This window comes from Bacillus sp. GW823-FHT06B01 (assembly GCF_058952315.1).
The window spans coordinates 205,259-217,212 of record NZ_JBXAHR010000006.1 but is presented as its reverse complement, the minus strand read 5'-3'; the positions used below and the strand labels follow the sequence as shown (position 1 = coordinate 217,212).

The following is an 11,954-nucleotide window of genomic DNA, read 5'->3' as shown; positions in this document are numbered from 1 at the left end:
GCGGAAGTAGTTCAGTGGTAGAATACAACCTTGCCAAGGTTGGGGTCGCGGGTTCGAATCCCGTCTTCCGCTCCAATAAAATTTAACATGGCGGCATAGCCAAGTGGTAAGGCAGAGGTCTGCAAAACCTTTACCACCGGTTCAAATCCGGTTGCCGCCTTTCTTTTGTGCCGATGTGGCGGAATTGGCAGACGCGCACGACTCAAAATCGTGTTCCTTCGGGAGTGTCGGTTCGACCCCGACCATCGGTATCATGAACGGCGTAAAAAACTCTATACAATTAGTATAGAGTTTTTTTGTATTTTCTTTTCATTACATGACAAAATAAGCACAAAAAGTGTACGGTGAGTAAACTGCGAAACATTAAAAGGATAAAAACAAACATTCATTTTTATCCTTTTAATTGTGATATTCTATAAAATTCCAGCAAAATATTGTATATACAATATTCCCTTCGAGCACTCTAGAGAGAATTTCTCCATCCCGGTGACATGAAGTTAAATCCGACAGCACCAGTAGATATTAGTACATTATCAACTGTTAACTTTGTAATTTCTAAAAACTTCTTTTCAAACTCTTCTCTGTTGTACTTGTACATAGTTGAGTGGCACGACCACATTGGCGTTGAAGTACTCAACCAGTCCCCTAATTCCTTTAATTCAGGAAACGACTCAAATTGAATTGGTTGATCTAATTTCATGAATCTCACTTGATAGATAGTTGGGTTTAACTTCTCTCCTATTCCTTTCAGACCATGTGCTTTTTTCTCGTGTTATACAACAATAGAAAGTAGTTATGGGAATATTATGGAAATATGTATCGGCGATATAAAAAGACTCTAACATTTCTGTTAGAGTCTTTTTTGTTAAATTATACTATGTGCTTCTAAAATTCGTAATAAATGTAGAAATTCATGTATAATATAACTTGTCGAAAGAACAAAATGATAGTAATTTATATTATGTCTGTAATATGAATCAAAAATGAACTTTTTATATTTCTTTTAAAAATGTGTTGAATACACATTATATTTCATATTAATATTTTTATGTAGATTTAAAACGGGAAAGAGAGTGGAAAGTATGGGTCGTAAGTGGAATAATATTAAAGAAAAAAAAGCATCAAAAGATGCAAATACAAGCCGTATATACGCGAAATTTGGACGTGAGATTTATGTGGCAGCAAAACAAGGCGAGCCAGATCCAGAATCAAACCAAGCGCTTAGAGTTGTATTAGAACGTGCGAAAACATACAACGTTCCAAGAACAATTATTGATCGTGCAGTTGAAAAGGCAAAAGGCGGCTCAGAAGAAAATTATGACGAGCTTCGTTATGAAGGATTCGGACCAAACGGATCTATGGTAATTGTAGATACACTTACAAATAACGTAAACCGTACTGCAGCAGATGTACGAGCTGCATTTAGCAAAAACAGTGGTAACATGGGTGTAAACGGTTCTGTAGCTTACATGTTTGATGCGACAGCTGTTATCGGTCTTGAAGGTAAAACATCAGATGAAGTTCTTGAAATTTTAATGGAAGCAGATGTGGATGCACGTGACATTCTAGAAGAAGAAGATTCTGTTATCGTGTATGCTGAACCAGATCAATTCCATGCAGTACAATCCGCACTTAAAGATGCTGGTGTTGAAGAATTCACAGTTGCAGAATTAACAATGCTTGCACAAAGTGATGTAGAACTTCCTGAAGATGCTCAAGTACAATTTGAAAAAATGGTTGATGCATTAGAAGATTTAGAAGATGTGCAACAAGTTTACCACAACGTAGACTTAGGAGAATAATACGATAGAAGCCCCTGTTCATTTAACGGATAGGGGCTTTTTTTCATGAAGTTAATTAAGAGGATGAATTAGTAAAGGTATTTTGTTTTAGACAGGGAATATGCTTATAGGGATATGTGAAATATTCATTATTGCTAGGAGGCTTAATATGGAACATGAAACACCAAAGCATATCGTTGCTGTAGCAGGTTATTTAACAAATGAAAAAGACGAAGTGTTATTGGCTAAAGTACATTGGCGATCGGATACGTGGGAGTTGCCAGGAGGACAGGTGGAAGAAGGAGAAGCGCTCGATCAAGCTGTTTGTAGGGAAATAAAAGAGGAAACAGGATTAACGGTGAAGCCTATCGGTATTACAGGAGTTTATTATAATGCTTCCATGCACATTCTAGCTGTTGTTTTTAAAGTGGCATACGTGAGTGGTGAAATACAAATTCAGCCTGAAGAAATACAAGAGGCTAAATTTGTTGCTTTAAATGAAGAGAATATAGATGAGTATATAACGCGTCCTCATATGAAATCCAGAACGCTTGATGCGATGAGAGCAACACATTGTATTCCGTACGAAACGTGGGAAGTGCAGCCGTATAATTTAATAGGTAGATTGTAAAGAAAAGAGTAGCCGGTTTGAGATACAATCAAATCACTACTCTTTTTTGTATACTGTTTAAGAAAAAGGTCAAAATAATAATAGTGCTAGTATTGATTTTTAGAACGTTTGTTCTGTATAATGTATGATATATTGTATACATTTAGATTACTAGATACTTACAAATATATATATTTGTAGATGATATAATGAAAATAGGGTGTTTTAATAGGGGAGTATAGGCTTAAGGTATACTCTGCTATTGGTTTAGCATAATCTATATTCAATATTTCAGATGAATAGTAGATAAAAAAAGACTGTGATACAATACTTTTTTATACCTTACAATGATGTAAGGTACGTGTAAGAGAAATCGATGGGATGTTTTTTTACAACAAGGTATTCTTAAAGTAAGAGTTATACGCTGTGTGGAAAAGAGGTGTTTAAGATGAAAGAACGAGTATTATCTAGGGTGAACTATCATCAAAAAGTTGCATTAAATCCAATGACTAAATTCTTTTATAAAGCCATTATTTTATTATTATTGTTAAGTTGTACGTTATTATTCATTGGAAATGTAATGATCGAGCAAAGTGATATTAGTAAATTACATGTACCGGCTAAGTTAGAGGTGCCAGAATCATTAACACATGCATTTATTGCGACAGAAGATAAAAGGTTTTATCATCATAACGGTTTAGATTATATAGCGATTGTCAGAGCGTCTGTTGAGAATATAAAGGCTGGTGGTGTTGTGCAAGGCGGAAGCACAATTACACAACAGTTATCCAAAAATGCTTTTTTAACGAATGAACGTACATTTTCTCGTAAGTGGAAAGAGATTTTCTATACGAAAAAAATTGAACGTACATTTACGAAGGATGAAATTTTAAAATTGTATGTAAGTAATATTTATTACGGAGAAGGAGCATGGGGAATTGAAAAAGCAGCAAACCTTTACTTCGGTAAAAAGGTGAGCCAATTAACGTTGGCTGAAAGTGCAATGATGGCTGCTGTAGTAAAGGCACCCGCTTATTACTCACCTGCACAAAATTATGATAAGGCCGTAGAGAGACGAAATGTCGTTTTGAGATTGATGGAGAAGGAAGGCTATATCAATCATGATGAGTATGTGCAAGCAGTTAGTGAGAAATTAGTAATTCGTCATGATATAAAAACAGAGCAGTCGATGTTAAATAATGCACGTGAAAAAGCAGTAAGCTAAGTGAAGTTCCTACATAGGAGCTTCTTTTTTTTGAATAAATTGTGACAAATTGTGACACAATATCGTCACAATTATTGTATTTTTGTAATTTATGTGAGCGTGTTCATTGCGTGACGTATATAAGTGTTGATATTATGTGTAGTGTGTACAATGCTGTATACAGAATATGAATTTAAAGAGGAATGTATATGAAATCAAATAAACTCATGGCTCTTGGTGTAGTTTTTTCTATCGCAGTATTGATTGTAATCGGAACAATTGCGTATAGCATCATAAATGACAAAAAAGATAAAGGGAATGAGATGTTTGCTTATTCCACACAACAATCTTTAGGGAAAGATGATGCACCAGTTAAGGTAGTTGAATTTGGAGACTTCAAATGTCCTGCGTGTCGTACTTGGGATGTAACAGTATTACCACGATTAAAAGAAGAGTATATTGATAAAGGTAAAGTGCAGTTATATTTTATTAACTTCCCGTTCATCGGAAAAGACTCTGATTTAGGCGCAGCAGCTGGTGAGGCAATTTATAAACAAGATCAAGATTCATTCTGGACTTTCTATGATGAGATTTATCAAAGTCAAAAGAAAGATACGGAAGAATGGATTACAGAAGAATTACTTCTTAACATTGTGAAAGAGAAGCTTCCGAAAGTTGATGTAGAACAATTTAAGAAAGATTTACACAGTAAAGAAATAAAAGAAAAAGTACGTAAAGATTCAGATCGTGCTCAAAAATTAAAAGTTCAAGGTGCTCCTTCAGTATACATAAACGGAAATCTTGCAAACCCTGATTTCGATAGTATGAAGAAGGCGATTGATAAAGAATTGAAAAAGTGATGAGCTACTCATCACTTTTTCGACTTTTTTCGATAAAATTCTTGCTTCCGTTTTTTTTACATGCTATACTACCTTACATAAGTTATTCTAATATCTTATATTTATTTCATATTTGCGGGTGTAGTTTAGTGGTAAAACAAGAGCCTTCCAAGCTCTGGTCGAGAGTTCGATTCTCTTCACCCGCTCCAAATTTTATTAAATGTTTTTCTATAAATTGTTATCAACGCAGTGTTTCGTTTCTAAGATAAACGAGGCATTGCGTTTTTTAATGTTTGAAAAGCATAATTGTATGCGAAAATAGAAGTAAAGAATAGTATTCCAAAAGTGAATTGCTAACCAATATAGTCGTTACATAAGAGATGGATTCATCTGAGGAGGCGATTAAGAATGGATTTTGAACAATTAAAGCAAGATGTCATTGCGTATAGTAAAACAATTGGTATAGATAAAATAGGCTTTGCTAGTGCTTCACCATTTGAGGAATTAAAGCAGAGGTTAATCCAGCAACAACAATTAAATTATCAATCGGGATTTGAAGAGTCTGATATAGAAAAAAGAACGAACCCACAGCTTCTACTACCTGGTGCAAAATCAATTATTGCGATTGCATTAGCGTATCCTTCAAAATTAAAAAATGCACCATTAAGTAGGCGTGGAGAACGCCGGGGGATTTTTTGTCGTGCCTCTTGGGGACAAGATTATCATCTTGTTTTACGAGATCGTTTGCAAAAATTAGAAGCATACTTAATCGAAAAACTTCCCGAGATAGAAGTTAAGTCAATGGTTGATACGGGTGAATTAAGTGATCGAGCTGTTTCGGAGCGTGCCGGCATTGGATGGAGCGGTAAGAATTGCGCTATTATTACACCTGAATTTGGTTCGTATGTATATTTAGGAGAAATCATTACAAACGTTCCGTTCCCACCAGACCAGCCAATAGAAGATCAATGTGGAAGTTGTACAAAATGTATTGATATTTGTCCTACAGGTGCTTTAATACAAGGAGGACAGTTAGACTCGAAGAAATGTATTGCATTTTTAACACAGACGAAAGGGTTCCTACCGGAAGAATATCGCGAAAAAATAGGTAATCGTATTTATGGATGTGATACATGTCAGACTGTTTGTCCGAAAAATAAAGGAATGGATTTTCATAACCACCCTGAGATGGAACCAGATCCTGAGTTAGTTAAGCCCTTATTAACACCACTTTTAACAATTAGTAATCGTGATTTTAAAGAGAAATATGGAATTATGTCTGGTTCATGGAGAGGTAAAAAGCCGTTGCAACGAAATGCAATTTTGGCACTTGCGCATTTTAAAGAGGCATCAGCAATTCCTGATTTAATTGGTGTTATGAAAGACGATCCAAGACCGGTACTTCGCGGAACAGCAGCATGGGCACTTGGGAAAATTGGTGGAGATGGCGTGGGCGAAGCTATTGAAAAAGCGATGCAACGTGAGAAAGATGAAGAGGTTCTTCATGAAATGAATCGCGGCCTTGAATTGTTAGCGCAGAAAAAAGAGTAGATAATATCTCCCTTTTTCATATTGTAATATGGGAGGGAGACGAAATGGTTGTAAAAATAAATATTGAAAAGCAAGTACAACAATTTTTAGCATATGTAACAGAGAAACGAACAAATGTAGATGGTATTGCTGAAGATTTATTACAAATAGCACAGAGAAAGAAACAATTGTTTCAAAAGCGTAATGCAGATATAGTGAAAGCAACTGCGGATGTTTCTTTCATGAGACAATTAAATAATAGCAATCATCAAGAAATTGATTATCAAATACATTTTAAATATTTAATTAAGCATAAAGAATTATTTTATATCGAAGAGGAACAACTAAAGCGAAGAGTTTGTTTAAATAATAGCCGGGTAATAGGTGATTATGCTATTGAAGTACCAGAAGCAGTTGGAATGAGTGAGACGTTAGAAAGAGAAGTTACAAAAGAGAAGTATGGTTCTTATCAGTATAACCGTTTAGAGGCAGTTAAATATGCAGAGCGTTGGTGGGATGATAGAAACCCTGTATATCGTAATTTCCCTGATAATTGTACGAATTTTATTTCTCAATGTCTTCATACTGGAGAAGTACCAATGAATGGATACCCTAATATTCGTAAAGGATGGTGGCAAAGGGAGAATCAGTGGAGTTGGAGCTGGGCTGTCGCACACTCTTTTTATTGGTATTTGTCAGGTGCTACAGCTGGGCTTCGAGCAGAAGCAGTAGAAAGACCAGAGGACCTTATTCTTGGTGATGTCATTGCTTATGATTTCGAGGATGATGGTAGGTGGAATCATACGACGATTGTAGTAGCCAAAGACGCAGATGGTATGCCACTTGTGAATGCACATTCAGCGAATAGCCGTCGGCGTTATTGGAACTATGAAGATTCTAGTAAATATACACCACAAATGAAATATAAATTCTTTCATATTATTAATGGGTAGAGATTTTTCGCTCAAGTGGTATAATACGTAGTAGACAAAAAACAGAGGTGAATATCGCGTGGGAGTACATGTTGTTTTATATCAACCAGAAATTCCAGCAAATACAGGGAATATTGCTCGTACTTGTGCAGCAACTGGAACAGAATTACATTTGATTAGACCGCTTGGATTTTCAACGGATGATAAAATGTTAAAGCGTGCAGGATTAGATTATTGGCAGCACGTGAAAGTTACGTATTATGATTCAATTGAAGAATTTTATGAGAAAAATAAAGACGGTGAATTCTTCTATTTAACAAAGTATGGCGAGAAAGCTCATACAGCATTTGATTATAGCAAACGTGAGAAGGATTATTATTTTGTATTTGGAAGAGAAACAAACGGCTTACCAGCTAATGTAATTGAAGAAAATTTCGATCATTGTTTACGTATTCCAATGACTGATAAAGTGCGCTCATTAAATTTATCTAATACAGCAGCTATTTTAATTTATGAAGCATTCCGTCAACAAAATTATCCGGGATTAGATTTAGAAATTGTTTATTAAAAGTCGCCATATGGCGACTTTTTTTCTAAAAATAAAAATAATATGTAATCATACATTTAAAAAAGGGTACATATTCATATAGAATGGGATATATGAATAAAAATAGATTAGACGGGTTGAGATAAATATGAAGGAACAATATAATAATCAAAATACCTTTTTAAGTATGATAGATATGGATTTAATAAGAAGAGGACTATTACATGCCATTCAAGATTTAGTATTTATTGTGAAAGTTATGGATGAGGAAACCTTTACATATATTTATGTAAATAAGATAGGTATGGATTATGCGAAGCTAGGCGCAGAATGTTATGGAAAAACGTTTGCTGAAGTATTATCAGAAGATACGGCGGAAATATTGCAAGTGCAATATGCAAAAGTAGCGAGCGAAGCGAAAGCACATACCTTTTGTGATGTAGTTAGTTTACCAAAGGGTGAGTTACATTATGAATCTTCACTTAATCCTGTATTCGACGAAGAAGGAGTATGTCAGTTTATTATTTGTATTACGAGGGATATCACAGCTCAGATTGAAGAAAAGGCAGAGATAGAGGAAAAACAAATGTTGTTTAAGTCGTTATTAGAATATAATAATGACTCCATTATATCTATGGATTCTATAGGTAGAATTACATATGCAAATCCAGCAACGTATGAAATATTTGGATATCGATATGAAGAATTACATAATAAATTTATTTTTGAATTTATTAATAAAGAATATGAAAAAGATTTTCAAATTATATTTAAAGGAGCCCTGCAAGGAAGGGCAAAACAAATTGTTTCAAAGAAATATGTTCATAAAGAAGGGTACGAGCTCTATATTTCTTTGAGAACAATTCCGATTATTGTGAACACCGAAATTGTTGGGGTATATATTGTTACGAGGGATGTTACAAGACAAGTATTGAATGAAATGCGAACAGAATATTTAGCTTATTATGACCAATTAACAGGATTAATGAATAGAATTTCATGTGCAAATAAGTTAAATGTTTTTTTAAATGATAATACAGAGTTTGCGCTTGTTTTTATAGATTTAGATGAATTTCACCTTATTAATGATACTTTTGGTCATAAAGAAGGAGATAAAGTATTACAAAAAGTTACAGAATGTTTAAGCAGTTTTCCAATAGACGGTATGCACTTATTTAGAGAACACGATGATCAATTTGTTATGTTGATAGAAAATATAACGAAAGAACGTGTAGAGATAGTTGCAAAAAGCATACTAAAAAAGATTAGTGAACATTTTGTAATCGAAGAAGAGGACGTCTATTTAAGTGCGTCAATCGGAATTGTAATGGCTCCAACAGATGGAGAGGATGAAAAAATATTATTCCAAAGAGTTGATGCTGCTTTGGAAAAAGCAAAAGAAAAAGGAAAAGGGCATTATCAGTTTTATTGCAGTGGATTAGATTGTGAGCGTGAACAAAGATTTATAATAGAAAACCAATTGCATCGTGCTATAGAAAAAAATGAATTCTGCTTGTATTATCAGCCACAAATGAATATTGAAACGAAAAAAATAGCGAGTATGGAAGCTTTAATAAGGTGGGAGAATAAAGAATTGGGATTTGTCTCTCCCAATCAATTTATTCCGCTAGCAGAAAGAACAGGATTTATTATTAAGCTTGATGAATGGGTAGTAAATGAAGTGTGTCGGCAAATACGTGAATGGTTAAATAAAGGATATGAAGTTGTCCCGATTGCAGTTAATATTTCAGCCAGGCACTTTCGCTCGATTATATTAATAGAGATGATTACACGGGCGTTACATAAGTACAATGTACCAGCTCATCTATTAGCGATAGAGGTTACAGAAGGAGCCCTTATGCATAAAGACATATCGAAAAGGGTATTGCTACAATTAAAAGAACAAAATTTAAAGATTCATTTAGATGATTTTGGGACGGGATATTCATCTTTAAGTTATTTAAAAACGTACCCAATTGATACGTTGAAAATCGATCGTTCTTTTATGGAAGGTATACATGTGGATGAACGTGATACGAATATTACAGCTGCAATTATTCATTTAGCTCATACTTTGGAATTGAATGTAATTGCAGAAGGAGTAGAAAAAGCGGAACAAATACAATTTTTGAAGGAAAAGAATGTGAAGTTTGTGCAAGGTTATTATTATAGCCGACCTTTATCAAAATATGATGTGGAAAATGTGTATTATAAATGATTGATAAAAAAAGTGATGTGCTAAGAAGCACATCACTTTTTTTGTGTACCAGGTTTATCATTGTAACCAGATGTGAAAATAGCTGTAAGAAATGTGAGTGATACACCTAAAATTAATAATAATTTCATACTAATATCCCTCCTATTTTTCAGTTTACGAATCTTAAATATGAATCAAAATGTATGTAAGGTTCTTGGAAGAAAAGAATTTATTTAAAACGAATAGAGGTGTAAAAACTTTAATACCTATATTATACAGAATTTTCTTTGAATTTTGGAGAGAATTTTATAGCACTACTGTATATTTCATTTTGATTTAAAGAATGTTTAAGGACATCCTAGCATACCTTTTATAATAATCCGATTGAACAAGGAGATGGGGGAGGAGCTATAATGGATATTCTAAAAAAGATTGAACAGCATCGAGCAGCAGAAGAACGGTTACAATGGGAAGGTACGTTTGCGGAGTATTTAGAGCTTGTGAAGGAAAGACCATGGGTGGCTCAAACAGCACACTCTCGCATTTACAATATGATAAAAGATGCTGGAATCGAAGAAGTAGATGGTAGAAGAAAGTATAACTTCTTTAGTAATCAGCTATTTGGATTAGAGGATGCTTTAGAACGTCTTGTGGAGGAATATTTTCATCCATCTGCAAAACGATTAGATGTTAGAAAACGTATTTTATTATTAATGGGTCCTGTTAGTGGAGGGAAATCAACATTAGTTACGATGTTGAAACGGGGATTAGAAACATATTCACGAACAGATCGAGGAGCAATTTTTGCAATTAAAGGCTGCCCAATGCATGAAGATCCACTTCATTTAATTCCGCATCATTTACGGGATGATTTCTTTGGTGAGTATGGAGTTAGAATTGAAGGGAATTTATCGCCACTAAACGTAATGCGTCTAGAGCAAGAATATGGTTCAAGAATTGAGGATGTAGTTGTAGAGCGTATTTTCTTCTCGGAAGATCGCCGTACAGGGATTGGTACATTTAGCCCGTCTGATCCTAAATCACAAGATATCGCCGATTTAACAGGTAGTCTGGACTTTTCAACAATCGCAGAATATGGTTCAGAATCAGATCCACGAGCGTATCGCTTCGATGGAGAATTGAATAAGGCAAACCGTGGGATGATGGAATTCCAAGAGATGCTAAAATGCGACGAGAAGTTTTTATGGCATTTATTATCGCTTACGCAAGAAGGGAATTTCAAAGCGGGAAGATTTGCGCTTATTTCAGCAGATGAATTAATTGTAGCGCATACGAATGAAACAGAGTATCGCTCATTTATAGCAAACAAGAAAAATGAAGCATTGCACTCAAGAATTATTGTAATGCCAGTTCCATACAATTTACGAGTGAGTGAAGAAGAACATATTTATGAAAAAATGATTCGTGAAAGTGATGTATCCAATGTGCATATTGCACCGCACACACTTCGCGTTGCAGCAATGTTTACGATTTTAACTCGTTTAAAAGATCCGAAGCGTCCAGATATTGATTTAATTAAAAAGATGCGTTTATATGATGGAGAAACGGTAGAAGGTTATAATGCGATTGATGTAGAGGAACTGCAACGTGAATATCAAGATGAAGGTATGAGAGGTATTGACCCTCGTTATGTTATTAACCGAATTTCCTCTACAATTATTCGAAAAGAGGTACCATCTATTAACGCATTAGATGTACTTAGATCGCTCAAAGACGGGTTGGATCAGCATCCGTCAATTAGTAATGAAGATCGAGAGCGTTATATGAATTTCATCTCATTAGCGAGAAAAGAATATGATGAAATTGCGAAGAAAGAAGTACAAAAAGCATTCGTGTATTCATATGAAGAATCAGCGAAGACACTTATGGATAATTACTTAGATAACGTTGAAGCATATTGCAATAAGTCGAAATTACGTGATCCATTAACAGGTGAAGAAATGAGTCCAGATGAAAAGCTAATGCGCTCAATTGAAGAGCAAATTGGAATTTCAGAAAATGCTAAGAAAGCATTCCGTGAAGAAATTTTAATTCGCATTTCTGCTTATGCGCGTAAAGGAAAACGCTTTGATTATAATTCACATGAGCGTCTTCGTGAAGCGATTCAGAAAAAATTATTTGCTGATTTAAAAGATATAGTGAAAATTACAACATCCACGAAAACGCCAGACGAAAATCAGCTTAAGAAAATCAATGATGTTGTTGCACGCTTAATTGATGAGCACGGCTATAATTCTTCATCTGCGAATGAATTATTACGCTATGTAGGTAGTCTGCTAAACCGATAGTTTGA

The 11,954-nt window shown here is 34.6% G+C and carries 10 protein-coding genes and 4 tRNA genes; 13 read left to right on the top strand and 1 reads right to left on the bottom strand.

Features of this window, described 5'->3' with window-relative positions; translation table 11 throughout:
• The 3 genes from AC1Q8N_RS24730 (at position 1) to AC1Q8N_RS24720 (ending at position 251) form a co-directional block, all read left to right on the top strand.
• Positions 1-75, top strand: a tRNA-Gly gene (locus AC1Q8N_RS24730).
• A gap of 14 nt (positions 76-89) precedes the next feature.
• Positions 90-160 (top strand) — tRNA-Cys (locus AC1Q8N_RS24725).
• A gap of 9 nt (positions 161-169) precedes the next feature.
• Positions 170-251, top strand: a tRNA-Leu gene (locus tag AC1Q8N_RS24720).
• Between the two features lie 212 nt (positions 252-463).
• On the opposite strand, the gene AC1Q8N_RS24715 is transcribed toward AC1Q8N_RS24720, so the two are convergent.
• The gene (locus AC1Q8N_RS24715) at positions 464-751 is read right to left on the bottom strand and encodes a DUF3884 family protein (protein ID WP_098847505.1); all 288 of its coding nucleotides are present in this window, start codon (positions 749-751) and stop codon (positions 464-466) included.
• A 331-nt stretch (positions 752-1,082) separates the two neighbouring features.
• Here AC1Q8N_RS24715 and AC1Q8N_RS24710 point away from each other — a divergent pair, with 331 nt between their 5' ends.
• The 10 genes from AC1Q8N_RS24710 (at position 1,083) to AC1Q8N_RS24665 (ending at position 11,949) form a co-directional block, all read left to right on the top strand.
• Entirely contained in the window at positions 1,083-1,802 is a 720-nt protein-coding gene (locus AC1Q8N_RS24710) for a YebC/PmpR family DNA-binding transcriptional regulator (RefSeq protein WP_048541853.1), read from the top strand.
• A gap of 148 nt (positions 1,803-1,950) precedes the next feature.
• A complete protein-coding gene (locus tag AC1Q8N_RS24705; RefSeq protein ID WP_098847506.1) occupies positions 1,951-2,412 on the top strand; it encodes an NUDIX hydrolase in 462 nt (153 codons plus the stop codon).
• 427 nt (positions 2,413-2,839) lie between these two features.
• Positions 2,840-3,616 (top strand): transglycosylase domain-containing protein, encoded by a 777-nt coding sequence (locus AC1Q8N_RS24700; protein WP_131935298.1) that lies wholly within the window; start codon positions 2,840-2,842, stop codon positions 3,614-3,616.
• Positions 3,617-3,804: 188 nt separating this feature from the next.
• Entirely contained in the window at positions 3,805-4,455 is a 651-nt protein-coding gene (locus tag AC1Q8N_RS24695) for a DsbA family protein (RefSeq protein ID WP_064477161.1), read from the top strand.
• Between the two features lie 114 nt (positions 4,456-4,569).
• Positions 4,570-4,643: transfer RNA gene (locus AC1Q8N_RS24690), tRNA-Gly, on the top strand.
• A gap of 199 nt (positions 4,644-4,842) precedes the next feature.
• The gene (queG, locus tag AC1Q8N_RS24685) at positions 4,843-5,985 is read left to right on the top strand and encodes a tRNA epoxyqueuosine(34) reductase QueG (protein WP_098076978.1); all 1,143 of its coding nucleotides are present in this window, start codon (positions 4,843-4,845) and stop codon (positions 5,983-5,985) included.
• Positions 5,986-6,029: 44 nt separating this feature from the next.
• Positions 6,030-6,917: an amidase domain-containing protein gene (locus AC1Q8N_RS24680; protein ID WP_098076976.1), complete on the top strand. Its 888-nt coding sequence runs from the start codon at positions 6,030-6,032 to the stop codon at positions 6,915-6,917.
• 58 nt (positions 6,918-6,975) lie between these two features.
• Complete coding sequence (gene trmL, locus AC1Q8N_RS24675; RefSeq protein ID WP_000538149.1) at positions 6,976-7,464, top strand: tRNA (uridine(34)/cytosine(34)/5-carboxymethylaminomethyluridine(34)-2'-O)-methyltransferase TrmL; 489 nt, start codon at positions 6,976-6,978, stop codon at positions 7,462-7,464.
• Positions 7,465-7,591: 127 nt separating this feature from the next.
• Positions 7,592-9,661: a sensor domain-containing protein gene (locus AC1Q8N_RS24670; RefSeq protein ID WP_098122581.1), complete on the top strand. Its 2,070-nt coding sequence runs from the start codon at positions 7,592-7,594 to the stop codon at positions 9,659-9,661.
• Between the two features lie 392 nt (positions 9,662-10,053).
• Positions 10,054-11,949 (top strand): PrkA family serine protein kinase, encoded by a 1,896-nt coding sequence (locus AC1Q8N_RS24665; RefSeq protein ID WP_000353275.1) that lies wholly within the window; start codon positions 10,054-10,056, stop codon positions 11,947-11,949.
• Positions 11,950-11,954 lie beyond the last annotated feature (5 nt).

What these genes read in the sequence shown, in the direction of transcription:
- AC1Q8N_RS24710 (WP_048541853.1), top strand. Translation starts at nt 1,083, where the DNA reads ATGGGTCGTAAGTGGAATAATATTAAAGAAAAAAAAGCATCAAAAGAT.
- AC1Q8N_RS24705 (WP_098847506.1), top strand. Translation starts at nt 1,951, where the DNA reads ATGGAACATGAAACACCAAAGCATATCGTTGCTGTAGCAGGTTATTTA.
- AC1Q8N_RS24700 (WP_131935298.1), top strand. Translation starts at nt 2,840, where the DNA reads ATGAAAGAACGAGTATTATCTAGGGTGAACTATCATCAAAAAGTTGCA.
- AC1Q8N_RS24695 (WP_064477161.1), top strand. Translation starts at nt 3,805, where the DNA reads ATGAAATCAAATAAACTCATGGCTCTTGGTGTAGTTTTTTCTATCGCA.
- queG (WP_098076978.1), top strand. Translation starts at nt 4,843, where the DNA reads ATGGATTTTGAACAATTAAAGCAAGATGTCATTGCGTATAGTAAAACA.
- AC1Q8N_RS24680 (WP_098076976.1), top strand. Translation starts at nt 6,030, where the DNA reads ATGGTTGTAAAAATAAATATTGAAAAGCAAGTACAACAATTTTTAGCA.
- AC1Q8N_RS24670 (WP_098122581.1), top strand. Translation starts at nt 7,592, where the DNA reads ATGAAGGAACAATATAATAATCAAAATACCTTTTTAAGTATGATAGAT.
- AC1Q8N_RS24665 (WP_000353275.1), top strand. Translation starts at nt 10,054, where the DNA reads ATGGATATTCTAAAAAAGATTGAACAGCATCGAGCAGCAGAAGAACGG.